The following is a 25,735-nucleotide window of genomic DNA, read 5'->3' as shown; positions in this document are numbered from 1 at the left end:
GCGCCTTTTTTGTGGTCTTCGTAGGCCCGGTAAGCGCAGCGCCACCGGGCAAAACGGCGGGCGGCGCTGCGCTTACCCGCCCTACAATAGATCGGAAACACAGAATCTACAGACGAAAAAAAAGACGTCTTGCGACGTCTTTCTTCTGGAATATTGGTACCGAGGATGGGACTCGAACCCACAAGCCCGTTAGGGCACTACCACCTCAAGGTAGCGTGTCTACCAATTCCACCACCTCGGTACTGAATACTTACTGCGGGATATCGCTGGTTGGCTTAGCCGGTGCAGCTGGCTGAGTTTGCTCAGTTTTTGCTGGCGCGCTCAGATTTTCCCACTCGCTTCCTTTACTGGTCTTGTTGCTGTTGATATTGCCCAGCACCAGACTGATGATGAAGAACAGCGTAGCCAGAATCGCCGTCGTACGGGTCATGAAGTTCGCAGAACCACTTGAACCGAACAGCGTACCGGAAGCGCCTGCTCCGAAGGAGGCTCCCATATCAGCGCCTTTACCTTGCTGCAGCATAATCAGCGCTACGAGAGCGATGGCTACAATAAGGAAAATAACTAAAAGAGCTTCGTACATAATCAACCTGTTCCTTGCGGATTTGCCGCATACCAATGCTTCGACCAATTAGCAGGATTTTGTTTCCCACTGAAGCGGGTGTGAATACTAACCAAAGCGAATCACCTTCGCAAGGGCATTTTCGAGGCATTGTATCAACTGCGGAAAAAAACAGCAAAAAGCCATTAATTGCTTAAAACAAAGGCGGCAAACGCCGCCTTTTTAAACACTTATTCTGAAAGATTATGCAGCTTTCACTGCATCCGCAATGCGGTGCGCAAATTCAGTTACCTGCGCTTCGTCTTCGCCTTCCACCATCACGCGGATCAGCGGCTCGGTACCCGACTTACGCAGCAGGACGCGTCCACGGCTGCCAAGCGTCGCTTCCACCTCTGCCATCACCGCTTTCACGTTATCATTTTCCAGCGGGTCGCCTTTACCAGCGGTGAAACGCACGTTTACCAGGATCTGCGGGAACATTTTCATGCCGCTGCAGAGATCGTGCAGGCTCATATGGTTACGCGCCATCGCGGCAACAACCTGAAGCGCCGCCACAATGCCGTCACCGGTGGTGGTTTTATCGAGCAGGATCACGTGGCCGGAGTTTTCCGCGCCAATGCGCCAGCCTTTTTCCTGAAGTTTTTCCAGCACGTAGCGGTCACCCACTTTCGCGCGAACAAACGGGATGCCCAGCTGTTTCAGCGCCAGCTCCAGACCCATATTGCTCATCAGCGTGCCCACCGCGCCACCGCGCAGTTGCCCCTGACGCAGGCCTTCACGCGCAATGATGTAGAGGATCTGATCGCCATCGACCTTGTTACCTTCGTGGTCAACCATGATCACACGGTCGCCATCGCCATCCAGGGCAATACCCAGATCGGCTTTTTCAGCCAGTACACGCGCCTGCAAGGCACGCACGTCTGTCGCGCCGACTTCTTCATTGATGTTCAGACCGTCCGGCTCGCAGCCGATGGTGATCACTTTCGCACCCAGCTCGCGGAAAACATTCGGCGCAATGTGATAGGTCGCACCGTTTGCACAGTCCACCACAATTTTGAGGTGTGCCAGGCTCAGTTCATTCGGGAACGTGCCTTTGCAGAATTCAATGTAGCGGCCTGCGGCATCGACAATACGGTTGGCTTTACCCAGCTCAGCGGAGTCGACACAGGTGATCTCTTTCTCCATTTCCGCTTCAATCGCCTCTTCCACGTCATCCGGCAGTTTAGTGCCGTCGATGGAGAAGAATTTGATACCGTTGTCATAGAACGGATTATGAGAAGCTGAAATGACGATGCCCGCTTCCGCACGGAAGGTACGAGTCAGATAGGCAACAGCAGGGGTCGGCATTGGCCCCGTAAAGGAAGCTGAAAGCCCCGCCGCCGCCAGCCCGGCTTCCAGCGCGGACTCCAGCATATAACCTGAAATACGGGTATCTTTACCAATAATGATCTTACGGGAGCCATGACGCGCCAGTACCTTACCCGCCGCCCAACCCAGCTTCAGGACAAAGTCAGGGGTAATTGGCGCATCGCCTACGCGCCCACGGATGCCATCGGTACCAAAATATTTACGATTACTCATAGCGTTTGTTTTCCTTCGCTGCCAGTGTGGCTTCCACCACACGCATGGCTTCTACTGTTTCTTTTACGTCATGGACGCGAATGATGTGTGCACCTTGCATCGCGGCAATCACCGCGCAGGCCAGACTGCCGCTCAGACGTTCGTTCGGCCCGACATTCAACAACTGACCAATCATCGATTTTCTCGACATTCCCACCAGCAGTGGCAGGCCGAACTGATGAAACTCTGATAAGCGCGCAAGCAACGCGTAATTGTGTGAGAGATTTTTACCGAAACCGAAGCCCGGGTCGAGCAGCAATTTCTCTTTTGCGATACCCGCACGTTCACAGCGTTCGATATGCTCAATAAAGAAGCGGGTGACGTCGGCAAACACATCTTCATATTTTGGCGCCTCCTGCATTGTCTTAGGCTGGCCCTGCATATGCATCAGACACACCGGTAGCCCGGTTTCAGCGGCGGCTTCAATTGCGCCCGGCTCGGTCAGCGAGCGGATATCATTGATAATGTGAGCGCCCACTCTCGCCACTTCAAGGATCACTTCGGGTTTGGAGGTATCAACGGAGATCCACACTTCAAAGCGCCGGGCGATAGCCTCCACCACCGGCACCACGCGCGCCAGCTCTTCTTCCACCGAAACCTCCGCCGCGCCAGGCCGCGTTGACTCCCCTCCAACGTCAATGATGGTGGCACCCGCGTTGATCATTAAATTCGCGTGTTTAACCGCGTCGATAAGCGAGTTATGCGTGCCGCCGTCAGAGAAGGAATCAGGCGTGACATTCAGGATCCCCATCACATGCGGATGTGAAAGGTCGAGATGCGAGTCCTGGGCGAAGAGTTTCATGGCTAAATCCCTGTTATTTGCATGGTTATATAAAAAAGAAAAACCCCGGAGCATGCTCCAGGGTTTGATGTACAGACAAACGCTTCAACAGCAGTGACTTACTTGTCGCCCAACTGCTCTGACATGGTGTTGCCCGGGTTTGGCGTACGCGGTTCATCGACCGGACGCGGTGCACGCGGGGTGCCATTGTTGTCAGAATTGTTAGACGCGCCTGGGTCTTCCCAGCCTGCTGGCGGACGCACTTCGCGGCGAGCCATCAGGTCGTCAATCTGCGGCGCATCGATGGTCTCATATTTCATGAGCGCATCTTTCATCGAATGCAGGATGTCCATATTGTCATTCAGGATCTGACGGGCGCGAGCGTAGTTACGCTCAATCAGCGCTTTCACTTCCTGGTCGATGATACGAGCCGTTTCATCGGACATATGTTTCGCTTTTGCCACGGAGCGGCCCAGGAATACTTCGCCCTCTTCTTCTGCATAGAGCAGCGGACCGAGTTTGTCGGAGAAGCCCCACTGGGTCACCATGTTACGTGCCAGGTTTGTCGCCACTTTAATATCGTTCGACGCACCGGTGGAAACATGTTCCGCACCGTAGATGATCTCTTCTGCCAGACGACCGCCGTACAGGGTTGAAATCTGACTTTCCAGCTTCTGACGGCTGGCGCTGATCGCGTCACCTTCAGGCAGGAAGAAGGTCACACCCAACGCACGACCGCGTGGAATGATCGTCACCTTGTGTACCGGATCGTGTTCCGGCACCAGACGACCGATAATCGCGTGGCCCGCTTCGTGATATGCCGTGGACTCTTTCTGCGCTTCCGTCATCACCATGGAGCGACGTTCCGCACCCATCATGATTTTGTCTTTCGCTTTCTCAAATTCCACCATGGACACTACACGCTTGTTACCGCGAGCGGCAAACAGTGCTGCCTCGTTGACCAGGTTAGCCAGATCCGCACCGGAGAAGCCTGGAGTACCACGCGCGATGATTGCCGCGTCGATATCTGGTGCCAGCGGTACGCGACGCATATGCACTTTCAGGATCTGTTCACGACCACGAACATCCGGCAGACCGACCACAACCTGACGGTCGAAACGGCCTGGACGCAGCAGCGCAGGGTCGAGTACGTCTGGACGGTTAGTTGCCGCGATAACGATGATACCTTCGTTACCTTCAAAGCCGTCCATTTCAACCAGCATCTGGTTCAGGGTCTGCTCACGTTCATCGTGACCACCGCCCAGGCCTGCGCCACGCTGGCGGCCAACGGCGTCGATTTCATCGATGAAGATGATGCACGGTGCTGCCTTCTTAGCCTGCTCGAACATGTCACGCACACGAGATGCACCGACACCCACGAACATTTCAACGAAGTCAGAACCTGAAATAGTAAAGAACGGCACCTTCGCTTCACCCGCGATGGCTTTTGCCAGCAGGGTTTTACCGGTACCCGGAGGGCCGACCATCAGGACGCCTTTCGGGATCTTACCGCCCAGTTTCTGGAAACGGCTCGGCTCGCGCAGGTATTCAACCAGTTCACCCACCTCTTCTTTTGCTTCGTCACAACCTGCTACGTCAGCAAAGGTGGTCTTGATCTGGTCTTCCGTCAGCATACGCGCCTTGCTCTTACCGAACGACATGGCACCTTTGCCACCACCGCCCTGCATCTGGCGCATAAAGAAGATCCAGACGCCGATAAGAAGCAGCATCGGGAACCAGGAAATGAAGATAGAAGCCAACAGGCTTGGTTCTTCCGGCGGCTCGCCTACCACTTTGACGTTTTTGGTCAGAAGGTTATCAAGCAGCTTAGGATCGTTCACCGGGATGTAAGTCGTGTAACGGTTACTATCTTTCTTGGTAACGTTGATCTCACGTCCGTTGATACGCGCTTCGCGAACCTGGTCCTGATTGACCTCTTGCAGGAAGGTAGAATAATCCACCTTGCGGCCATTCGACTCGCTGGGCCCAAAGCTCTGGAAAACTGACATCAGCACAACGGCAATGACCAGCCAGAGTATTAGGTTTTTCGCCATGTCACTCAAGGGATTAACCTCATATTACAACTGTGTTAAAAACAGCGTCAGGATACTCTATATCCAGTTTCATTCAAACTTTCGCCTGAAATCTACCGGTTATCATTTTCGCCCGGTCGCTACAATATACACTTCACGGGAACGGGCCCGGGAAGAGTCCGGCTTACGAACTTTGACCTTCGCAAACAGGGAGCGAATTTCCTTAAGATACTCCTCGAAACCTTCGCCCTGAAACACCTTCACAACAAAACTACCACCAGGCGCTAGTACATCACGACACATTTCTAACGCTAGTTCCACCAGATACATGGCGCGGGGGATATCCACCGCCGGTGTTCCACACATATTTGGTGCCATATCCGACATGACAACCTGGACCTTACTGTCACCTACACGATCAAGTAATGCTTTAAGCACTAATTCATCACGAAAGTCGCCCTGAAGGAAGTCGACACCGACGATGGGATCCATTGGTAAAAGATCGCATGCGATGATTCGGCCCGTTCCGCCGATCTGCGTAACCGCATACTGGGACCATCCGCCAGGTGCCGCACCGAGGTCGACCACCGTCATTCCCGGTTTAAAAAGTTTGTCACTTTGCTGTATTTCATCAAGTTTAAACCAGGCGCGGGAACGTAACCCCTTTTTCTGCGCCTGTTGAACATATTTATCGCTAAAGTGTTCCTGAAGCCAGCGGCTGGAGCTGGCAGAACGCTTTTTACCTGTCATTTAACATTTCCGTCCTGGTTCATCGTTACTTGCCTGTGACGTAAATTTCTACGCAGCTATTTGGCGATATTAGGGAGATGGCGGTAGAATGAACCGTTTTCAATCCCAACGTAAGCAAAAATATACGATGAATCTGAGTACTAAACAAAAACAGCACCTTAAAGGTCTGGCACATCCGCTCAAGCCTGTAGTGATGCTTGGCAACAATGGTTTGACCGAAGGGGTGCTTGCCGAGATTGAACAAGCGCTGGAACACCACGAGCTGATCAAGGTGAAAATCGCCTCTGAAGACAGAGACACTAAAAACCTGATCGTGGAAGCCATCGTGCGCGAAACCGGCGCCTGTAATGTACAGGTCATCGGTAAAACGCTGGTGCTCTATCGCCCATCTAAAGAGCGCAAAATCTCGCTGCCACGTTAAGGATATCCTGAATCAAACACATTTTCTGTGTGAAACGAGGGATTTCTTTCAGCAGGCGAGCAAAATGCCATGCTCCTTGAGTTGATAAAAGGCCGCTATGCGGCCTTTTTCTTTTCTTTACAATGTATCAACATCTTAGAAGAGAAGCGAATTACAGGTATTCAACCTTAATAATTTCGTATTCCACTTCGCCACCCGGGGTGCGGATAGTCACAACATCATCCTGCTCTTTGCCAATCAGGCCGCGAGCAATCGGGGAGTTCACCGAAATCAGGTTCTGTTTGAAGTCCGCTTCATCATCACCCACGATGCGATAGGTTTGCTCTTCGTCGTTGTCCAGATTCAGGACGGTGACGGTAGAGCCGAAGATCACGCGACCGTTGTTTGGCATTTTAGTGATATCGATAACCTGCGCATTGGACAGTTTCGCTTCGATATCTTTGATGCGTCCCTCGCAGAAACCCTGCTGCTCACGCGCCGCGTGGTATTCAGCATTCTCTTTCAGGTCGCCATGCTCACGCGCATCCGCGATAGCGGAGATGATTTCAGGGCGACGTACGGATTTCAGAAAATCCAGCTCTTCGCGCAGTTTTTCGGCACCACGTAAGGTCATCGGAATAGCTTGCATTTGTTATACCTCTTAAACATTCCTGTTGGGAGCAGTGTTCCCTGCTCCAGCCCACCTGAACAGGCCAGAAGCAAAAAGAAAACCGACCCGGGAGCAACGCCCCAGGTCAGCAGCAATTTTTCAATTTGATACGCATTTTACCGCGAAGTTCACTATGGGTCATCGTTTACTTTACAGTGCCATGCACCGTAGTATGACGGTTTGTTTTCGGGTTGTTAGCGCGAGATTATGCGATTTTCCAGTTTTATCATCGGATTGACTACCAGTATAACGTTCACCGTTCAGGCCGCGAATGTTGATGAGTACATTAATCAACTGCCCGCCGGCGCGAACCTTGCCCTGATGGTGCAGAAGGTTGGCGCGCAGGCTCCCGAGATTGACTATCACAGTCAACAGATGGCGCTGCCTGCCAGTACCCAGAAGGTGATCACTGCCCTCGCCGCCCTGCTCCAGCTCGGGCCTGACTTCCGTTTTACTACCACCCTTGAAACCAGAGGTAACGTTGAGGGTGGCAAACTGAAAGGCGATCTTATCGCCCGTTTTGGTGGCGATCCCACCTTTAAGCGCCAGGATGTCCGCAACATGGTGGCGGTACTGAAAAAATCCGGCGTAACAAAAATTGATGGCAACGTGCTGATCGACACCTCCATTTTCGCCAGCCACGATAAAGCGCCTGGCTGGCCATGGAACGACATGACGCAGTGCTTTAGCGCCCCGCCAGCCGCCGCCATCGTTGACCGTAACTGCTTCTCCGTATCGCTTTACAGCGCGCCAAAACCCAATGACTTAGCGTTTATCCGCGTGGCGTCTTACTACCCGGTCACGATGTTCAGCCAGGTGCGGACGCTGGCGAAAGGCTCCCCGGAGGCACAGTATTGTGAGCTCGACGTGGTACCGGGCGATCTCAATCGCTATACGCTCACCGGCTGCCTGACCCAGCGGGCCGATCCCCTCCCGCTGGCCTTTGCCATTCAGGATGGCGCAGGCTATGCCGGTGCCATTTTTAAAGATGAACTGAAGCAGGCGGGCATAACCTACACCGGAACGCTGCTGCGCCAGACGCAGGTGAATGAACCAGGCACGGTGATTGCCAGTAAACAGTCCGCGCCACTGCATGATTTGCTTAAGATTATGCTGAAAAAGTCGGATAACATGATTGCCGACACGGTGTTCCGTATGATTGGACACGCGCGCTTTGGTGTGCCAGGAACCTGGCGGGCCGGTTCTGATGCCGTACGTCAGATCCTGCGCCAGCAGGCGGGTATCGATCTGGGCAATACGATCGCTGTCGACGGTTCCGGTTTATCGCGCCATAACCTGATCTCACCGGCCACCATGATGCAGGTGTTGCAGTACATCGCTCAGCATGACGCTGAGCTAAACTTTATTACAATGCTGCCGCTCGCCGGACACGATGGGTCACTTCAGTACCGTGCGGGCCTTCACGCTGCAGGCGTGGATGGCAAAGTGTCAGCCAAAACGGGTTCCCTGCAGGGCGTTTACAACCTTGCCGGTTTTATCACGACAGCCAGCGGGCAACGCATGGCCTTTGTGCAGTATCTGTCCGGCTATGCCGTCGAACCGGCTGACCAGCGCAATCGTCGTATTCCACTGGTGCGTTTCGAAAGCAGGCTCTATAAGGACATCTACCAGAATAACTAGCGATGAAACTACTGATAGTTGAAGACGATCTGTTATTACAGGAAGGGTTAGCGCTGGCACTGGGGAATGAGGGCTACGCCCTGGATTGTGCCGCCACGGCGGCTGAAGCAGATGCCTTGATCCAGAGCGGAGAATACAGCCTTGTGATCCTGGATTTGGGACTGCCGGATAAAGACGGCGCGACGCTGCTCTGCCAGTGGCGTCGTCGCGGAGTGGAGAATCCCGTATTGATTCTCACCGCCCGCGATGCCATTGAAGACAGAATTAACGGGCTGGATTCTGGCGCTGACGATTATCTGGTAAAACCCTTCGCCCTTGCCGAGCTACAGGCTCGCGTACGGGCGTTAATCCGCCGCTATCAGGGCCACAGCGACAACCTGCTGACGGACGGGGATATCACCCTCAATCTGCAAACTCAGCAGGTGCTGCGCCAGTCTCAGCCTGTGGAAGTGACCCCAAAAGAGTTCGCTCTGCTGACGCGTCTGATCATGCGCAGCGGGCAGACCGTGCACCGTGAAACGCTGCAACAGGACATCTACTCCTGGCAGGACGATCCAGGATCAAACACGCTTGAAGTTCACATTCATAATCTGCGCCGCAAGCTCGGTAAAGATCGCATCAAAACCGTACGTGGCGTGGGTTACCGTCTGGAGAGCCAGAAATGAACAGTATGCGCCGGCGATTAATGGTGTTGCTGGCGGTTATACTGCTATTTTTTCAACTGGTTAGCGTAGTCTGGCTGTGGCATGAGAGCCGCGAGCAAATCGGTTTTCTGGTGAACGAAACATTGTCTGCGAAAGCGCGCAACAACCATGTCGAAAAAGAGATCCGCGAAGCCATTGCCTCCCTGCTGGTCCCTTCTCTGGTGATGGTCGGTTTTACCCTGTTCTTCTCATTCTGGGCCGTCACCTGGATCACCCGACCACTCAACAAACTTCGCGTCAGCCTTGCGAACCGTTCGGCGGATAATCTGACTCCCCTGCCGATGTATTCTGATATGGAAGAGATAGGCGCTGTGACCACATCGCTCAATCAACTCCTCGCCCGGCTGGACCACACTATTCAACAGGAACGCCTGTTTACCGCCGATGCGGCACACGAGTTACGTACGCCGCTTGCGGGGATCAGGCTCCATCTGGAACTGATGGCTCAGTCCGGTTCCCCGCAGGCCACGCCACTGATAAACCGGATCGATCAGTTGATGCACACGGTGGAACAGCTGCTGATGCTGGCGCGTGCCGGACAGGCGATGGCCAGCGGCCATTACGATACCGTGAACTGGACTGAGACGATCATTGCTCCGCTTAGCCTGGAGCATGAAGCCAAAGAGCATACGGTGATATGGCCGGCCCACAGCGCGCTGACGGTTCAGGGGGACGCCGTCCTGTTACGTCTGATGGTAAGGAACCTTCTGGAGAATGCCGCCCGCTACAGCCCGGCAGGCACAACCATTGAAGTGGCATTAACAGCGACGGAAAGCGGTACCCAGGTGAGCGTTACCGATCAGGGGCCGGGTATTGATGAGGCACACCGCCAGTCGATCACCGAACCTTTCCGACGTCTCGACCAGCGCTACGGCGGCAGCGGCCTTGGGCTGAGCATCGTACAGCGTATCGTACAGCTCCATCATGGCCATTTAACGCTGGAGAACGGCGCTGCGGGCGGCCTCATCGCCAGCTGTTGGTTACCGGCGAAAATAGGATAAAAAAAAGCCCCGTTAAGGGGCTTTATACTGAGGTTAGTGCTTGTAGATGAACTCGACGCCTTCTTCGTCGTCTTCATCCCAGTCATCGTCCCAGTCTTCATCATCTTCTTCCGCTTCCAGCTCTTCGAGCTGCTGGCGGTGGTAGTCATCCCACATGAATTCGACTTTTTCAGGCTGTTTCGCCTCTTCTGCCTGAACAACCGGATTCTCGATGATAAAGGTCATCACATCCCAGCAGAGATCTTTCACGCCAACCTGGCTGGCGGCAGAGATCAGGTAGTACTTATCTTCCCAACCCATCGCTTCGGCAATCGCTTTAGCTTTCGCTTCAGCTTCCGCTTTATCCATCAGGTCGATCTTGTTAAATACCAGCCAGCGCGGTTTTTGCGCCAGTTTTTCACTGTATTTCTCCAGCTCACCGATAATTATACGGGCGTTTTCAACCGGATCGGAACCGTCGATTGGATCGATGTCGATGAGGTGCAACAGTACGCGACAACGCTCAAGGTGCTTCAGGAAGCGAATCCCCAGACCGGCGCCTTCTGCTGCCCCTTCAATCAGACCCGGGATGTCAGCGACCACGAAGCTCTTCTCGTTATCCATACGGACAACGCCCAGGCTCGGTACCAGCGTCGTAAACGGATAATCTGCCACTTTTGGTTTCGCCGCAGAGACCGCACGGATAAACGTCGATTTACCGGCGTTTGGCATACCCAGCATCCCCACATCCGCCAGCAGCATCAGTTCCAGTTGCAGGTCGCGCTTATCACCCGGGGTACCCATGGTTTTCTGACGCGGGGTACGGTTAACGGAAGATTTGAAACGGCTGTTACCCAGACCGTGCCAGCCGCCTTTCGCCACCATCAGGCGCTGACCGTGTTTGGTCATATCACCCATGGTTTCGCCCGTGCCCTGATCGATGACACGCGTACCTACCGGCACTTTGATCGTCACGTCTTTACCGCGTTTACCGGTACAGTCGCGGCTCTGGCCATTCTGCCCACGTTCGGCGCGGAAAGATTTTTCGAAACGGTAGTCGATCAGCGTGTTGAGGTTTTCATCCGCCTCCAGCCACACGTCGCCACCGTCCCCACCGTCACCGCCGTCAGGACCGCCACGAGGAATATATTTTTCACGGCGGAAGCTTACACAACCGTTACCGCCATCACCTGCCACGACCAGAATCGTCGCTTCATCAACAAACTTCATTTTACTCTCCGTAACTCATTCGCCTGAGCGGGGGACTATTACAACCGCTTCATTTTTGCGCCAACGCCCCCAGAGACGATGACCAATGGCGGAATACATCGCGCCCGCAACCACGACAAACGCACCGAGATAACCCAACAGGTTGAGCATCGGCTTGACGAAGACATCGGGCCAGGCCATTGATAACAAATCTGAAAATAACAGCGTAAACAGCGGGGTAAGCGTGATTAAGGCGCTCACCTGTGCTGCCTGCCAGCGCGCCATGGCTTCAGCCAGCGCGCCATAACCGACCAGCGTGTTCAGCCCACAAAAAATGAGGCACGCCAGTTGCCAGTCGCTGAGCTGGGTAATCACCCCCGGCTTAGCTAACGGCAATAATGCCAGTGTACACAAAGTGTACAGCAAAAAGAGGATCTGCTGTGAGGCAAGACGACGCAATAACACCTTTTGCGCGACGCCATAACTCACCCAGACCGTTGCTGCACCCACCCCAAAAATGACACCCCAGGTGTAATCCGTCAGGCGGGTAAAAATCTCGATCAGACTGGTGTTAAAGAACATCACCAGACCGCAAAGCAGCATGCTTGCCCCGATGATCTGCGTACCGCGCATCTTCTCCTTGAGGATGAATACGCTGGCGACCATCATGCCGACCGGTGATAGCTGACCAATCACCTGCGACGCTGTAGGGCTAAGATATTGCAGGGAAGAGCTGAACAGAATGAAGTTACCGAACAGACCGCCCGTCGCGATAGCCAGTAACACCAGCCAGCGCGGTTTTCGGAAGATGCGCAGCGGTGGCAGCTTACCTTTGACGGCCAGAATGGCGCCCAGGCCTATACTTGCCATCAGGAAGCGATAAAACACCACCGTGGGCGGTTCCATCACTTCCAGTACCTGCTTCATTGCAATTGGCAGCGCCCCCCAGCACATCGCGGTAGTGAGCGCCAAAAGAATACCAATGCCGGCCTGCTGCTTCATGCCCGTTTTCCCTACAGAAAATTTTCCGGGTTTCCAATGTAAAAAGCCCCGCAACACGTTGCGGGGCTTTAATCCGTTACCGGACCGAGAAAACCTTACTCAGCAACGATGCTGATGTATTTACGGTTGTTCGGGCCTTTAACTTCAAATTTCACTTTACCGTCTGCTTTAGCAAACAGAGTGTGGTCACGACCGCAACCTACGTTGGTACCCGCGTGGAACTTGGTGCCACGCTGACGAACGATGATGCTACCCGCCAGAACGGATTCGCCACCGAAACGCTTAACGCCCAGGCGTTTAGCTTCTGAATCGCGACCGTTACGTGTGGAGCCGCCAGCCTTTTTATGTGCCATTTAAATCTCTCCTCAGGTCTTAGGCGCTGATGCCAGTAATTTTCACATCAGTGAACCACTGACGGTGGCCCTGCTGCTTACGATAGTGTTTACGACGACGAAACTTAACGATTTTAACTTTCTCGCCACGACCGTGAGCAACAACTTCAGCTTTGATAACGCCGCCATCAACGAAAGGAACGCCGATTTTGACTTCTTCACCGTTTGCGATCATCAGAACTTCAGCGAACTCAACAGATTCGCCAGTTGCGATGTCCAGCTTTTCCAGGCGAACGGTCTGACCTTCGCTTACTCGGTGTTGTTTACCACCACTTTGGAAAACCGCGTACATATAAACTCCGCTTCCGCGCACATCCTCGTATGATTCAGAGTGCGCTATAAATATTCACAATAGGGCGCGAATATTACGCAAAACGCGAGCCTTTGACAAGTGCTACCATCAATACATGAAGAAAAAAAACACAACACGTACGGTAACGTTTATCTGAGCCATTTTTTCAGTACAATCAGCAATACTATTTATAAACCGAAACCCTTTGTGTACCCATCTCGTGTGGGATAAACAGGATAAAAAGCCCGGCTTTTGCGATGAATTTAGAAAAAATCAATGAGTTAACCGCGCAAGATATGGCGGGTGTGAATGCAGCAATCCTGGAGCAACTCAACTCTGACGTTCAGCTGATCAATCAGTTGGGCTATTACATCGTCAGCGGCGGCGGTAAACGTATTCGTCCGATGATTGCCATTCTGGCCGCACGCGCGGTTGGCTATCAGGGAAATGCCCACGTCACGATCGCGGCGCTGATCGAATTTATCCACACCGCCACCCTGCTTCATGACGATGTTGTGGATGAATCAGACATGCGTCGTGGCAAAGCCACCGCCAATGCCGCGTTTGGTAATGCGGCAAGCGTTCTGGTAGGGGATTTTATCTATACCCGAGCCTTCCAGATGATGACCAGCCTTGGCTCGCTGAAGGTGCTGGAAGTGATGTCAGAAGCCGTAAACGTTATCGCTGAAGGCGAAGTCCTACAGTTGATGAACGTCAACGACCCGGATATCACCGAAGAAAACTATATGCGGGTGATTTACAGCAAGACCGCACGTCTGTTTGAAGCCGCCGCGCAGTGCTCCGGCATTCTGGCAGGCTGTAGCGAAGCTCAGGAAAAAGGGCTTCAGGACTATGGCCGTTACCTCGGCACCGCGTTCCAGCTGATTGATGATTTGCTGGACTACAGCGCGGATGGCGAAACGCTCGGTAAAAACGTTGGCGATGACCTGAACGAAGGCAAGCCAACGCTGCCGCTGCTCCACGCGATGCGCAATGGCACACCAGAGCAGGCGAAAATGATCCGGGAGGCTATCGAGCAGGGAAATGGTCGCCATCTTCTGGAACCGGTACTGGAAACAATGGCCATCTGTGGTTCCCTTGAATGGACGCGTCAGCGTGCTGAAGAAGAAGCAGACAAAGCCATCGCCGCAATTCAGGTCATTCCCGACAGCCCATGGCGTGATGCGCTAATCGGCCTCGCGCACATCGCCGTCCAGCGCGACCGTTAATCCCCTCCTCATCTCCCTGCGATCTCGTAGGGAGGTTCCAGTACGCACCAATAAATTACATTTACGCGTAAGCTCATCAGGTTACAGGCCGTATGTATAAAGCCGTGCCTTATTCTGAATATTGCTTCTCGTAACATGAACTTTTTAGAACAGATGTTCGAAGTGAGTATAGTAATGCTGTCTTTTCACACGAAACGACGTGGACGATAACGAACACAAGGACAGCATTATGGATACAAAATTCATCGACTGGCATTCTGCTGACATTATTGCGGCACTGCGTAAAAAAGGGACATCGCTGGCTGCCGAATCACGTCGTCATGGGCTGAGCTCGTCGACGCTGGCAAACGCCCTGACCCGCCCATGGCCGAAGGGGGAACTGATTATTGCGACGGCGCTGGATACGCATCCGTGGGTGATATGGCCGTCACGCTATCACGATCCCATTACTCATGAATTTATCGACAGAACGCGCATGATGCGCCAGAGCAAAGCGAAGAAAGCACATCAGGACTGATGCACCCGGATTTACAGGAACAGCAATCCCCCGGCCTGTTCTGGCAGGGGGGTGCCGGAACGATTACTCGCCCTTCACACGCTCGATATTCGCACCCAGCGCGCGCAGTTTGTCTTCAATACGCTCGTAACCACGATCGATGTGGTAGATACGATCGACAACGGTAGTCCCTTCTGCAATACAACCTGCCAGTACGAGGCTCGCAGACGCGCGCAGATCGGTCGCCATCACCTGCGCACCGGACAGTTTTTCAACGCCGTGGCAAATGACCGTGTTGCTTTCAATCTCAGCATGCGCACCCATACGGATCAGTTCCGGTACGTGCATGAAACGGTTTTCGAAGATAGTTTCCGTGATGAAGCCTGTGCCTTCGGCCACCAGGTTCAACAGGGTGAACTGTGCCTGCATATCCGTCGGGAATGCCGGATGTGGCGCAGTGCGCACGTTAACGGCTTTAGGACGCTGCCCGTGCATATCGAGGCTGATCCAGTCTTCACCAATTTCAATGTCCGCACCCGCATCGCGCAGTTTCGCCAGCACCGCATCCAGGGTATCCGGTTGTGCGTTACGACAAACAATCTTACCGCCAGAAATGGCAGCCGCTACCAGGAAAGTACCGGTTTCGATACGGTCTGGCAGTACGCGGTACACACCACCACCCAGACGTTCAACGCCTTCGATGGTGATACGGTCTGTGCCCTGCCCGCTGATCTTCGCCCCCAGCGCGACCAGGAAGTTCGCGGTATCCACGATTTCCGGCTCTCGGGCGGCGTTTTCGATGATGGTAGTGCCTTCTGCCAGCGTAGCAGCCGACATGATGGTTACCGTTGCGCCCACGCTCACTTTGTCCATGACAATGTGCGCGCCTTTCAGGCGACCATTGACGGACGCTTTAACGTACCCCTCTTCCAGCTTGATCTCCGCGCCCAGCTTTTCCAGACCGAAGATATGCAGGTCGACTGGACGGGCGCCGATAGCGCATCCGCCCGGCAGTGAAACCTGTCCCTGACCGAAACGCGCAACCAGCGGGCCAAGCGCCCAGATGGAAGCACGCATGGTTTTCACCAGCTCATACGGCGCTGAGAAGTTGTTCACGTTGCTGGCATCGATCCAGACGGAACCGTTACGCTCCACTTTAGTGCCCAACTGGCCGAGCAACTTCATGGTCGTGTCGATATCTTTCAGCTTCGGTACGTTCTGGATCTCTACCGGCTCTTCTGCGAGCAGCGCAGCGAAAAGAATGGGCAGCGCGGCGTTTTTAGCGCCAGAAATTGTGACTTCGCCCTGGAGACGCGTGGGTCCCTGTACACGAAATTTATCCATCGTTTGCTCTCTTATAAATTCAACCGTGCTGCGGGCGCTTCGCCCTCAGCTCAAAAACCGTTTAGTTTGCGATCGCGTGCCCACTCCTGTGGGGTGAACGCTTTAATCGACAGGGCGTGGATGCGGTTATCCGCAATGTATTCCATCAGCGGCGCGTACACAGCCTGCTGTTTCTTCACGCGACTCATTCCGTCGAACATCTCACCCACAGCAATAACCTGGAAGTGACTGCCATCGCCAGAGACGTGGGCTTCCTGAAGGGAGAGTGCATTCATCAGCACTGTCTGGATTTCATTATTTTCCATGGGGTCTACATCATCTGATAGTGAAAACAAGCTCAACATCTTAGAGCAAAGTGGCGCGGTCTTAAACAAGCAAAAAGCCCCGACGCGTAAACTGTCGGGGCTTTCGGAAGTAACGTACTGAAAAAATTAGCGAGGTAATACGTCTTCAGGCAAATTGTAAAGCTGTGCAAGGGTTACGACATTATCGCTTACCCCCGTCAGGGTGACGCTACTCCCCTGCTTTTTGCCCGTGGCCACCAGGTGCGCCAGTAGGGCGATACCGGCGGTATCTACCCGCGTGACGCCATGGAGATCAATCAACGTCACGCCCTGCATCGCGTTATGGCGAGCGTCCCACAGCGGGTTAAGCAGATCCTGATCCAGCTCTCCCGTCAGCGTCAACGTCTCGCCGTCACGCGCCCAGCTAAGCTGCTGTGACATTACTTCTTCTCGTCCAGGGTAATTTTCTGACGAGAGATGGACTGAAGCTGAGCCGTCAGGCCATCGATGCCTTTGGTGCGCAGCAGATCGCTCCACTCGTTCTGTTTAGTGGTGATCATGCTGACGCCTTCAGCGATCATGTCGTACGCCTGCCAGTTTCCGGTCTGGCTGTTTTTACGCCACTGGAAGTCCAGGCGTACCGGTGGACGACCGTTTGGATCGATAATCGTCACGCGGATAGGAATGATGGTGGCATCGCCCAGCGGCTGTTCAGGGGCAATCTGATAGGTCTGCCCGTGGTACATCGCCAGCGCCTGGCCGTAAGCCTGTTTCAGGTATTCACGGAACGCCGCAAAGTAAGCCTCGCGCTGCGCCGGGGTCGCGTCTTTGTAGTAACGGCCCAGCACCAGTGCGCCCGCGTACTTGATCTGCACATACGGCAGCAGCTCCTGATCCACCACATCACGCAGATAATCAGGGTTAGAACGGATTTTGGGCTGTTCGTTTTTAAGACGGTCGAAGGTTTTCTTCGCGGCCTCATCCATCAGTTTGTACGGGTTACTCTGATCCGCAGCGTGCGCCGCGGTTAGAGGGGCAATGACCAGCATGGCAACCATTAACAGTCGTTTAAACATGAATGACTTCTCCTGAAATTAATTCGTCGCGCCTGGCGTCGGTTCGACGTTGGTGTGGTCTTCACTCTGCGCAGGGGCATCGTCAGACTTTTTATCATCCCCTTTACTGTTGTAAAGGAACTGACCAATCATATCTTCCAGCACCATCGCTGACTTGGTATCCTGGATTACGCTACCGTCTTTAAGGATAGACGTTCCCAGCTCAGGATCTTCAAAACCAACGTTAAGGGCCAGATATTGCTCCCCCAGCAGGCCAGAGGTGCGGATAGAGAGCGAGCTGGTGTCCGGAATGTGGTTATAGCGTTCTTCGATATCCATTGCGACGCGCGGCAGATAGGTTTTCTCATCAAGCGTAATGTCAGCGACACGTCCAATAACGACGCCACCAATACGGACCGGTGAGCGCGCCTTCAGGCCGCCGATATTATCGAAAGTCGCGTAGACGCGATACGTCGGCTCGGTGCGAACAGAGGTGATGTCCGCCGCGCGCAGGCAGATAAACAGCGCGGCCAGCAGCGCCAGAAGCAAAAACACGCCAACCCAAATTTCATTTTTTCTCGTTTGCATGAACTCAATTCCCAAACATCAGTGCGGTGAGCACAAAATCCAGACCTAAAACGGCCAGCGACGAATGTACGACAGTACGCGTCGTTGCACGGCTAATGCCCGCCGACGTCGGAATGGCATCGTAACCATTAAACAACGCAATCCAGGTAACCGTCACAGCGAAAACCACGCTCTTGATCAGACAGTTCACCAGATCCATCCGCAGATCGATGGCGTCCTGCATGGCAGACCAGAAGAACCCGGCATCAATGCCTTTCCAGTTGACGCCAACCAGCGCGCCTCCCCAGATACCTACCGCCACAAAGAGGATAGTCAGTAACGGCAAGGAGATAACCCCGGCCCAGAAGCGCGGCGAGATCACCCGGCGCAGCGGATCGACCGCCATCATCTCCATACTGGAGAGCTGCTCTGTGGCGCGCATCAGGCCAATTTCAGCCGTCAGCGCTGATCCGGCACGCCCGGCGAACAGCAGCGCTGCTACAACCGGCCCGAGTTCACGCAGCAGCGAGAGCGCCACCAGCATGCCAAGGCTGGTTTCCGCGCTGTAGGTTGTCAGCACCAGATACCCCTGCAACCCCAGCACCATGCCAATAAACAGACCCGACACGATGATGATAAGCATCGACAGCACGCCGACGTTATAAAGCTGCCGCACCAGTAACGGCGCATGCTTGCGGAACTCCGGTTTGCCAACCAGCGCGTTGAACAACATTAATCCGGCACGCCCGAACGTACTGATGGTTTTTAGGCCACGGTGTCCAAGACCCGCCAACGCATTTAACAGCATGAGTGGATTAACTCCCTATTCCCAGTAAATCGTCATGATAGTCGCCCGCCGGATAGCGGAAAGGCACCGGCCCATCTGCGATACCGTCCAGGAACTGCCGCACGCGCGGATCGCCATTCTCCTGCAACGCCTGAGCGCTGCCGTGGGCGACGATCTTTTTGTCAGCCACAATATAGGCGTAATCAGCAATGCTCAGCACTTCCGGCACGTCGTGGGAAACCACCACGCAGGTGACGCCAAGGGCGCTGTTCAGCTCCGAGATTAACTTCACCAGCACGCCCATGGTGATAGGGTCCTGCCCAACGAACGGTTCATCGAACATGATTAAATCGGGTTCCAGGGCAATAGCACGCGCCAGCGCGGCGCGGCGCGCCATCCCACCCGAGAGTTCGGACGGCATAAGTTTCGCAGCCCCCCGCAACCCCACGGCTTCGAGCTTCATCATCACCGTGCTGTGCAACAGCGCAGGAGGAAGATGGGTATGCTCACGCAGCGGATAGGCCACGTTGTCAAATACGTTCATATCGGTGAACAGCGCACCCGACTGAAAGAGCATGCTCATCCGTTTGCGAACCGTGTAGAGGCGCGAGCGAGACATCTCCGGGACGTTTTCACCGTCGAAGAGAATTTCGCCGCTATCAGGGGGGATTTGCCCGCCGATAAGACGCAGCAACGTCGTTTTACCGATCCCTGACGGCCCCATGATGGCGGTGATTTTACCGCGCGGCACGGTCAGCGAAATATCATCAAATATCACCCGGTTGCCGCGAGAAAAACTGACGCCCCGGACATCGACTATATTCGCCATCGTTTGGCTCATTTATGGTTCCTTACTTACCTTGCTTCACTGCTGGCATGAAGCGTAAATCAGCCCTAAACCCCGCATTTTTACAGAATATTCACTATTGGGGTTAGCGAAAGCTGGCATTTGTTTTACTTTTCCGGCGCATAAAGTCAAAATTAGGAATTCGTCACGTCTCAGACTTCATCTGGCGCTAAAATTCGTGCGCAGTGGACCAGCGAGTATACCTGAAGAAAGGACTTTTGATGCTTTTAGCAACAGCACTGTTAATAATTGGTTTACTGTTGGTGGTCTACAGTGCTGACCGTTTGGTCTTTGCCGCATCCATTCTCTGTCGACTCATTGGCATGCCGCCCATCATTATTGGGATGACGGTGGTCAGTGTAGGCACATCGCTTCCTGAAATCATCGTTTCTGTTTCAGCCTCGTTACATGGCCAGGTCGACCTCGCTATTGGCACTGCGATTGGCTCTAACATCGTCAATATCTTGCTGATTTTAGGCTTAGCCGCATTACTGCATCCATTTCGCGTACATTCCGATGTTTTGCGTCGTGAATTGCCGCTAATGTTAGTCGTCAGTCTGCTGGCAGGCTATGTGCTTTATGACGGGGTGCTGAGCGTCGGTGACGGTATATTCCTGCTCGCCCTGGCCGTGATCTGGTTGCTTTACAGCGTGAAGATCGCACGTCTGGCGGAAAAACAGGGTAATGATAGCCTCACGCGTGAGCATCTCGCCGAACTGCCACGGGAAGGGACCTTACCCGTCGCCCTGCTGTGGCTGGGCGTCGCGCTGATCATAATGCCAATGGCCACGCGGATGGTGGTCGATAACGCGACGGTGCTGGCGAACGCGTTTGCGATGAGCGAACTGACAATCGGTCTGACGGTCATCGCCATCGGCACCAGCCTGCCAGAGCTGGCTACCGCTATCGCCGGGGCACGTAAAGGGGAAGATGATATCGCCATCGGCAATATCATTGGCTCGAATATTTTCAATATCGCGATCGTGACGGGGCTGCCGGCATTAATCTCACCGGGGCCGTTTAACCCTATGGTCTTCACGCGCGATTACGGTGTGATGCTACTGGTCAGCGTAATTTTCGCCCTGCTCTGCTGGCGGCGAAAAGAGCAGATCGGCAAAGGCGCGGGCGCGCTGCTGACGGGTGGATTTATCGTATGGCTGGCGATGCTGTACTGGCTCTCGCCACTTCTCTCTGGGTAAACGGAAACGCATTATGTCGCAAATAGAATTGCAGCCGGGTTTTGACTTTCAGAAAGCAGGCAAAGACGTTCTGGAGATTGAACGTGAAGGTCTGGCGCAGTTAGATCAGTACATTAATCAGGATTTTAGTCTGGCCTGTGAGAAGATGTTCTACTGCGCCGGTAAAGTCGTGGTGATGGGGATGGGCAAATCCGGCCATATCGGGCGCAAAATGGCGGCGACCTTTGCCAGTACCGGCACGTCGTCATTCTTCGTTCATCCCGGTGAAGCCGCGCACGGTGACCTCGGCATGGTTACGCCGCAGGACGTGGTTATTGCGCTGTCCAACTCCGGGGAATCGAATGAAATCCTGGCGTTGATCCCGGTGCTGAAGCGTCTGCACGTACCGCTGATTTGCATGACCAGCCGCCCGGAAAGCAGCATGGCGCGTGCGGCAGATATTCACCTGTGCGTGAAGGTGCCGAAAGAAGCCTGTCCGCTGGGGCTGGCGCCGACCTCCAGCACAACCGCCGCGCTGGTGATGGGCGATGCCCTTGCCGTTGCGCTGCTGGAAGCCCGCGGTTTTACGCCAGAAGATTTCGCCCTGTCTCACCCCGGCGGCGCGCTCGGGCGCAAACTGCTGCTGCGGGTCAACGATATTATGCACACCGGGGATGAGATCCCGCACGTCAGCAAAGAGGCCTCTTTGCGCGACGCGTTACTGGAGATCACCCGTAAAAACCTGGGCATGACGGTTATCTGCGACGATCTGATGAAGATTCAGGGCATTTTCACCGACGGCGACCTGCGCCGGGTATTCGATATGGGTGTGGATGTCCGAACGCTGGGCATCGCTGATGTAATGACACCAGGCGGGATCCGCGTCCGTCCGGGCACGCTGGCGGTAGATGTACTGAACCTGATGCAGTCCCGTCATATTACCTCAGTGATGGTTGCCGATGGCGACCAACTGCTGGGTGTGGTACATATGCATGATCTGCTGCGCGCTGGCGTAGTGTAATGAAGGATAAGACAATGAGTAATGCGGGTGCATCCCTTGCAACCTGTTATGGCCCGGTGAGCGCCCACATGATGGCAAAGGCGGAAAATATCCGCCTGCTGATCCTCGATGTGGATGGTGTGCTCTCCGACGGTCTGATTTATATGGGCAATAACGGCGAAGAGCTGAAAGCCTTTAACGTTCGCGACGGTTACGGTATCCGCTGTGCGCTCACGTCCGGTATTGAAGTTGCAATCATCACCGGGCGGAAAGCTAAACTGGTAGAAGATCGGTGTGAAACGCTGGGCATTACCCATCTCTATCAGGGGCAGTCTGATAAGATGGTAGCCTTCCGGGATCTGTTGGGAAAACTGGCCATTGCACCAGAGAATGTGGCATACGTCGGGGATGATTTGATCGACTGGCCAGTCATGGCGGAGGTGGGTCTGAGCATCGCCGTGGCTGACGCGCACCCGCTGCTGATCCCGCGTGCTGATTATGTTACCCATATTCACGGTGGCCGCGGCGCCGTCCGCGAAGTCTGCGATCTGCTTCTGCTGGCGCAGGGCAAGCTTGATGAGGCGAAAGGGCAATCGATATGAGTAAAACCAGACGTTGGGTTATCATTCTGCTTGCGCTTGTCGCCCTGGTACTGATTGGCGTAAACCTCGCCGACCGCGAAGATACGCAAGCGGAAGTGGTTAACACGAGCGACCCGACCTATAAAAGCGATCACAGCGACACCGTGGTCTATAGCCCGGAAGGCGCGCTGAACTATCGCCTCGTTGCTCAGCATGTAGAATATTTTTCAGATGACGGTACTTCGTGGTTTACCCAACCGGTCATGACCACCTTTGATACGGACAAAGTGCCGACGTGGTCTATCAAGTCTGACCGGGCAAAACTGACAAATGACCGTATGCTTTACCTGTATGGTCACGTTGAAGTCAACGCCCTGACTGCTGACGCGCAACTGCGAAAAATTACGACGGATAACGCCCAGATCAACCTGGTCACCCAGGATGTCACGTCGCAGGATTTAGTCACCCTGTATGGCACAACATTTAATTCCAGCGGTTTAAGAATGCGCGGGAACTTACGCAGCAAAAACGCCGAGCTGATTGAAAAGGTTAGAACCTCCTATGAAATTCAAAACAAACAAACTCAGCCTTAAAGTTGTTATCGCCAGCGCGCTGCTGGCGGCCAGTCTTCCCGCGCTTGCTGTGACTGGCGACACCGAACAGCCGATTCATATTGAATCCGATACCCAGTCTCTGGATATGCAGGGTAACGTCGTCACCTTTACCGGCAACGTGGTCATGACCCAGGGCACCATCAAAATCAACGCCGACAAAGTGGTCGTTACCCGACCGGGCGGCGAGCAGGGCAAAGAGATTATCGATGGTTATGGCAACCCGGCCACCTTCTACCAGATGCAGGACAACGGCAAGCCGGTGAAAGGCCATGCCTCGCATATGCACTATGAACTGGCGAAGGATCTGGTCATCCTGACCGGTAATGCTTACCTGGAACAGCTGGACAGCAATATCAAAGGCGACAAGATCACTTATCTGGTGAAAGAGCAGAAAATGCAGGCCTCCAGTGAAAAAGGCAAACGCGTCACGACCGTTCTTGTGCCTTCGCAATTGCAGGACAAGAACAACGGCCAGGCTCCGGCACAGAAAAAGAGTAACTAATTCGTTATGGCAACTTTAACTGCAAAAAACCTCGCGAAAGCGTATAAGGGCCGCCGCGTCGTCGAAGATGTCAGTCTGACCGTCAACTCCGGCGAAATCGTGGGTTTGCTTGGCCCTAACGGGGCGGGTAAAACCACGACCTTCTACATGGTGGTGGGCATCGTCCCGCGTGACGCCGGCAACATCATCATCGATGATGAAGATATCAGTCTGCTGCCACTGCATGCCCGCGCGCGTCGTGGCATCGGCTATCTGCCGCAGGAAGCCTCCATCTTCCGCCGCTTAAGCGTGTTCGACAACCTGATGGCCGTGCTCCAGATCCGTGACGATCTGACCAGCGAGCAGCGCACTGACCGTGCGAACGAGCTGATGGAAGAGTTTCATATCGAACATCTGCGTGACAGCCTCGGTCAGGCGCTGTCCGGTGGTGAACGCCGCCGCGTTGAGATTGCGCGCGCGCTGGCAGCAAACCCGAAATTTATCCTCCTGGATGAACCGTTTGCGGGCGTTGACCCCATCTCCGTTATCGATATCAAACGTATTATTGAGCACCTGCGCGACAGCGGGCTTGGCGTGCTGATCACGGACCACAACGTTCGTGAAACGCTGGCCGTGTGTGAGCGCGCCTACATAGTGAGCCAGGGCCATCTGATTGCCCACGGTACGCCGCAGCAAATCCTCGAAGATGAGCATGTTAAGCGCGTGTACCTTGGGGAAGACTTCAGACTCTGATAGGGTAGAGGTTAAGTCACGCCGAACCGGAGAAAAACGCTCTGAACATGAAGCAAGGTTTGCAATTACGGCTCAGCCAGCAACTGGCCATGACGCCGCAGCTCCAGCAGGCAATCCGTCTGTTGCAGCTGTCCACGTTAGAACTCCAGCAGGAGCTCCAGCAGGCGCTGGACAGCAATCCGCTGCTGGAGCAAACCGATCTTCATGACGAGGTAGACGCTCAGCAGACGCAGGACACAGAAACGCTCGACTCCGTAGATGCGCTCGAACAGAAAGAGATGCCGGAGGAACTGCCGCTGGATGCCAGCTGGGATGAAATCTACACCGCGGGTACCCCTTCCGGGACGCGTGCAGATTACCAGGACGATGAACTCCCGGTCTACCAGGGCGAAACTACCCAGTCGCTTCAGGACTACCTGATGTGGCAGGTGGAGCTGACGCCTTTCTCCGATACCGATCGCGCCATTGCCACCTCGATTGTCGATGCCGTTGACGACACGGGCTATTTGACCGTGACGCTGGACGAGATTCTGGAAAGCATCGGCGATGACGAGATTGAACTGGAAGAGATCGAAGCCGTCCTGAAACGCGTTCAGCGTTTCGACCCGATTGGCGTTGCTGCGAAAGATCTGCGCGACTGCCTTCTGATCCAGCTTTCGCAGTTTGCCAAAGAGACACCGTGGATTGACGAAGCCCGGCTCATCATCAGCGAGCATCTGGATTTGCTGGCAAATCACGACTTCCGCACCCTGATGCGCGTCACGCGCCTCAAAGAAGAGGTGCTGAAGGAAGCGGTGAATCTGATCCAGTCACTCGATCCGCGTCCGGGGCAATCGATCCAGACCAGCGAACCGGAATACGTTATTCCTGATGTGCTGGTGAGAAAACACAATGGCCGCTGGGTCGTTGAACTGAACGCCGACAGCATTCCTCGCCTGCAAATCAACCAGCAATACGCCTCCATGTGCACCAGCGCCCGTAACGACGCTGATAATCAATACATTCGCAGCAACCTTCAGGAAGCACGCTGGTTGATTAAGAGTCTGGAAAGCCGTAATGACACGCTGCTGCGCGTCAGCCGCTGTATTGTCGAACAGCAGCAGGCATTCTTTGAGCAGGGCGAAGAGTTTATGAAACCGATGGTGCTGGCGGACATCGCCCAGGCCGTCGAGATGCATGAATCAACCATTTCCCGCGTGACCACGCAGAAGTATCTGCACAGCCCACGCGGTATTTTTGAGCTTAAGTATTTCTTCTCCAGCCACGTGAACACCGAAGGCGGCGGCGAAGCCTCGTCAACGGCTATTCGCGCACTGGTGAAGAAGTTGATCGCCGCGGAGAACCCCGCGAAGCCACTCAGTGACAGTAAGTTAACCACCATGCTGTCCGATCAGGGTATTATGGTGGCACGCCGTACTGTCGCGAAGTATCGAGAGTCTTTATCCATTCCGCCGTCTAACCAGCGTAAACAACTGGTTTGACA

The 25,735-nt window shown here is 54.3% G+C and carries 30 protein-coding genes and 1 tRNA gene; 13 read left to right on the top strand and 18 right to left on the bottom strand.

Annotation, left to right across the window (positions count from 1 at the left end):
• Window positions 1-154: 154 nt before the first annotated feature.
• The 6 genes from CKK19_RS12820 to rlmE all read right to left on the bottom strand — a co-directional run bounded on the left by CKK19_RS12820 (window position 155) and on the right by rlmE (window position 5,746).
• Window positions 155-241 (bottom strand) — tRNA-Leu (locus tag CKK19_RS12820).
• Between the two features lie 9 nt (window positions 242-250).
• Window positions 251-583, bottom strand: coding sequence for a preprotein translocase subunit SecG (gene secG / locus CKK19_RS12815; RefSeq protein WP_003861803.1), 333 nt, complete (start codon window positions 581-583; stop codon window positions 251-253).
• A gap of 222 nt (window positions 584-805) precedes the next feature.
• Complete coding sequence (glmM, locus tag CKK19_RS12810) at window positions 806-2,143, bottom strand: phosphoglucosamine mutase (RefSeq protein WP_003861804.1); 1,338 nt, start codon at window positions 2,141-2,143, stop codon at window positions 806-808.
• The gene (gene folP / locus CKK19_RS12805; protein WP_063853597.1) at window positions 2,136-2,984 is read right to left on the bottom strand and encodes a dihydropteroate synthase; all 849 of its coding nucleotides are present in this window, start codon (window positions 2,982-2,984) and stop codon (window positions 2,136-2,138) included. The genes glmM and folP overlap by 8 nt, the downstream gene beginning before the upstream one ends.
• A 98-nt stretch (window positions 2,985-3,082) precedes the next feature.
• Complete coding sequence (gene ftsH / locus CKK19_RS12800) at window positions 3,083-5,017, bottom strand: ATP-dependent zinc metalloprotease FtsH (RefSeq protein ID WP_003861810.1); 1,935 nt, start codon at window positions 5,015-5,017, stop codon at window positions 3,083-3,085.
• Between the two features lie 102 nt (window positions 5,018-5,119).
• Entirely contained in the window at window positions 5,120-5,746 is a 627-nt protein-coding gene (gene rlmE, locus CKK19_RS12795; RefSeq protein WP_003861812.1) for a 23S rRNA (uridine(2552)-2'-O)-methyltransferase RlmE, read from the bottom strand.
• Between the two features lie 127 nt (window positions 5,747-5,873).
• Here rlmE and yhbY point away from each other — a divergent pair, with 127 nt between their 5' ends.
• A complete protein-coding gene (gene yhbY, locus CKK19_RS12790; protein ID WP_003861814.1) occupies window positions 5,874-6,167 on the top strand; it encodes a ribosome assembly RNA-binding protein YhbY in 294 nt (97 codons plus the stop codon).
• A 151-nt stretch (window positions 6,168-6,318) separates the two neighbouring features.
• Here the strand turns inward: yhbY and greA are convergent, their stop codons facing one another.
• On the bottom strand, window positions 6,319-6,795 hold the full coding sequence (gene greA, locus CKK19_RS12785) for a transcription elongation factor GreA (RefSeq protein ID WP_225455150.1): 477 nt from the start codon (window positions 6,793-6,795) through the stop codon (window positions 6,319-6,321).
• A gap of 228 nt (window positions 6,796-7,023) precedes the next feature.
• Here greA and dacB point away from each other — a divergent pair, with 228 nt between their 5' ends.
• The 3 genes from dacB to pmrB are packed head-to-tail and all read left to right on the top strand — an operon-like array spanning window position 7,024 to window position 10,162.
• Window positions 7,024-8,457, top strand: a complete 1,434-nt coding sequence (dacB, locus tag CKK19_RS12780) for a serine-type D-Ala-D-Ala carboxypeptidase (RefSeq protein WP_063853596.1) — start codon at window positions 7,024-7,026, stop codon at window positions 8,455-8,457.
• A 2-nt stretch (window positions 8,458-8,459) separates the two neighbouring features.
• Window positions 8,460-9,122 carry a two-component system response regulator PmrA gene (gene pmrA / locus CKK19_RS12775; protein ID WP_003861819.1) on the top strand — a complete coding sequence of 221 codons (663 nt, stop codon included), beginning with the start codon at window positions 8,460-8,462 and terminating at the stop codon, window positions 9,120-9,122.
• Window positions 9,119-10,162: a two-component system sensor histidine kinase PmrB gene (gene pmrB, locus CKK19_RS12770; protein ID WP_063853595.1), complete on the top strand. Its 1,044-nt coding sequence runs from the start codon at window positions 9,119-9,121 to the stop codon at window positions 10,160-10,162. Before pmrA ends, pmrB begins: the two co-directional genes overlap by 4 nt.
• 33 nt (window positions 10,163-10,195) lie before the next feature.
• Here the strand turns inward: pmrB and cgtA are convergent, their stop codons facing one another.
• The 4 genes from cgtA to rplU form a co-directional block, all read right to left on the bottom strand.
• Window positions 10,196-11,371, bottom strand: a complete 1,176-nt coding sequence (gene cgtA / locus CKK19_RS12765; RefSeq protein WP_003861823.1) for an Obg family GTPase CgtA — start codon at window positions 11,369-11,371, stop codon at window positions 10,196-10,198.
• A gap of 15 nt (window positions 11,372-11,386) precedes the next feature.
• Window positions 11,387-12,352: a DMT family transporter gene (locus CKK19_RS12760; RefSeq protein ID WP_003861826.1), complete on the bottom strand. Its 966-nt coding sequence runs from the start codon at window positions 12,350-12,352 to the stop codon at window positions 11,387-11,389.
• A gap of 95 nt (window positions 12,353-12,447) precedes the next feature.
• On the bottom strand, window positions 12,448-12,705 hold the full coding sequence (gene rpmA, locus CKK19_RS12755; protein ID WP_003861831.1) for a 50S ribosomal protein L27: 258 nt from the start codon (window positions 12,703-12,705) through the stop codon (window positions 12,448-12,450).
• 19 nt (window positions 12,706-12,724) lie between these two features.
• Entirely contained in the window at window positions 12,725-13,036 is a 312-nt protein-coding gene (gene rplU, locus CKK19_RS12750) for a 50S ribosomal protein L21 (RefSeq protein WP_003025032.1), read from the bottom strand.
• 257 nt (window positions 13,037-13,293) lie between these two features.
• On the opposite strand from rplU, the gene ispB reads away from it, so the two are divergent.
• Together ispB and sfsB are read left to right on the top strand one after the other, a co-directional pair.
• Window positions 13,294-14,265, top strand: a complete 972-nt coding sequence (gene ispB / locus CKK19_RS12745; protein WP_006812126.1) for an octaprenyl diphosphate synthase — start codon at window positions 13,294-13,296, stop codon at window positions 14,263-14,265.
• Between the two features lie 229 nt (window positions 14,266-14,494).
• Complete coding sequence (gene sfsB / locus CKK19_RS12740) at window positions 14,495-14,782, top strand: DNA-binding transcriptional regulator SfsB (protein WP_022649524.1); 288 nt, start codon at window positions 14,495-14,497, stop codon at window positions 14,780-14,782.
• 63 nt (window positions 14,783-14,845) lie between these two features.
• On the opposite strand, the gene murA is transcribed toward sfsB, so the two are convergent.
• The 7 genes from murA to mlaF form a co-directional block, all read right to left on the bottom strand.
• The gene (gene murA / locus CKK19_RS12735; protein ID WP_006812128.1) at window positions 14,846-16,105 is read right to left on the bottom strand and encodes a UDP-N-acetylglucosamine 1-carboxyvinyltransferase; all 1,260 of its coding nucleotides are present in this window, start codon (window positions 16,103-16,105) and stop codon (window positions 14,846-14,848) included.
• A gap of 50 nt (window positions 16,106-16,155) precedes the next feature.
• Window positions 16,156-16,410 (bottom strand): BolA family iron metabolism protein IbaG, encoded by a 255-nt coding sequence (ibaG, locus tag CKK19_RS12730; protein WP_003861840.1) that lies wholly within the window; start codon window positions 16,408-16,410, stop codon window positions 16,156-16,158.
• Window positions 16,411-16,536: 126 nt separating this feature from the next.
• On the bottom strand, window positions 16,537-16,830 hold the full coding sequence (mlaB, locus tag CKK19_RS12725) for a lipid asymmetry maintenance protein MlaB (protein ID WP_022649525.1): 294 nt from the start codon (window positions 16,828-16,830) through the stop codon (window positions 16,537-16,539).
• Entirely contained in the window at window positions 16,830-17,465 is a 636-nt protein-coding gene (gene mlaC / locus CKK19_RS12720) for a phospholipid-binding protein MlaC (protein ID WP_006812130.1), read from the bottom strand. The genes mlaB and mlaC overlap by 1 nt, the downstream gene beginning before the upstream one ends.
• Window positions 17,466-17,483: 18 nt before the next feature.
• Window positions 17,484-18,032, bottom strand: a complete 549-nt coding sequence (mlaD, locus tag CKK19_RS12715) for an outer membrane lipid asymmetry maintenance protein MlaD (RefSeq protein ID WP_022649526.1) — start codon at window positions 18,030-18,032, stop codon at window positions 17,484-17,486.
• A 4-nt stretch (window positions 18,033-18,036) separates the two neighbouring features.
• A complete protein-coding gene (gene mlaE, locus CKK19_RS12710; protein ID WP_003861848.1) occupies window positions 18,037-18,819 on the bottom strand; it encodes a lipid asymmetry maintenance ABC transporter permease subunit MlaE in 783 nt (260 codons plus the stop codon).
• Between the two features lie 7 nt (window positions 18,820-18,826).
• A complete protein-coding gene (gene mlaF / locus CKK19_RS12705) occupies window positions 18,827-19,639 on the bottom strand; it encodes a phospholipid ABC transporter ATP-binding protein MlaF (RefSeq protein ID WP_022649527.1) in 813 nt (270 codons plus the stop codon).
• A 227-nt stretch (window positions 19,640-19,866) separates the two neighbouring features.
• Here mlaF and CKK19_RS12700 point away from each other — a divergent pair, with 227 nt between their 5' ends.
• The 7 genes from CKK19_RS12700 to rpoN are packed head-to-tail and all read left to right on the top strand — an operon-like array spanning window position 19,867 to window position 25,733.
• Complete coding sequence (locus CKK19_RS12700; RefSeq protein ID WP_003861852.1) at window positions 19,867-20,844, top strand: calcium/sodium antiporter; 978 nt, start codon at window positions 19,867-19,869, stop codon at window positions 20,842-20,844.
• A 13-nt stretch (window positions 20,845-20,857) separates the two neighbouring features.
• On the top strand, window positions 20,858-21,844 hold the full coding sequence (kdsD, locus tag CKK19_RS12695) for an arabinose-5-phosphate isomerase KdsD (RefSeq protein ID WP_003861853.1): 987 nt from the start codon (window positions 20,858-20,860) through the stop codon (window positions 21,842-21,844).
• Window positions 21,845-21,858: 14 nt separating this feature from the next.
• Window positions 21,859-22,425, top strand: a complete 567-nt coding sequence (gene kdsC / locus CKK19_RS12690) for a 3-deoxy-manno-octulosonate-8-phosphatase KdsC (RefSeq protein WP_017382729.1) — start codon at window positions 21,859-21,861, stop codon at window positions 22,423-22,425.
• Window positions 22,422-22,997: an LPS export ABC transporter periplasmic protein LptC gene (gene lptC / locus CKK19_RS12685; RefSeq protein WP_022649529.1), complete on the top strand. Its 576-nt coding sequence runs from the start codon at window positions 22,422-22,424 to the stop codon at window positions 22,995-22,997. The genes kdsC and lptC overlap by 4 nt, the downstream gene beginning before the upstream one ends.
• Window positions 22,966-23,520, top strand: a complete 555-nt coding sequence (gene lptA, locus CKK19_RS12680) for a lipopolysaccharide ABC transporter substrate-binding protein LptA (RefSeq protein ID WP_006812136.1) — start codon at window positions 22,966-22,968, stop codon at window positions 23,518-23,520. The genes lptC and lptA overlap by 32 nt, the downstream gene beginning before the upstream one ends.
• 6 nt (window positions 23,521-23,526) lie before the next feature.
• Window positions 23,527-24,252 carry an LPS export ABC transporter ATP-binding protein gene (gene lptB / locus CKK19_RS12675; RefSeq protein WP_003861862.1) on the top strand — a complete coding sequence of 242 codons (726 nt, stop codon included), beginning with the start codon at window positions 23,527-23,529 and terminating at the stop codon, window positions 24,250-24,252.
• Window positions 24,253-24,299: 47 nt separating this feature from the next.
• The gene (gene rpoN / locus CKK19_RS12670; protein WP_022649530.1) at window positions 24,300-25,733 is read left to right on the top strand and encodes an RNA polymerase factor sigma-54; all 1,434 of its coding nucleotides are present in this window, start codon (window positions 24,300-24,302) and stop codon (window positions 25,731-25,733) included.
• Window positions 25,734-25,735 lie beyond the last annotated feature (2 nt).

This window comes from Enterobacter sp. CCUG 70166, from assembly GCF_020224095.1.
GTDB lineage: Bacteria > Pseudomonadota > Gammaproteobacteria > Enterobacterales > Enterobacteriaceae > Enterobacter > Enterobacter intestinihominis.
This window is presented reverse-complemented; position numbering and strand designations above follow the sequence as displayed.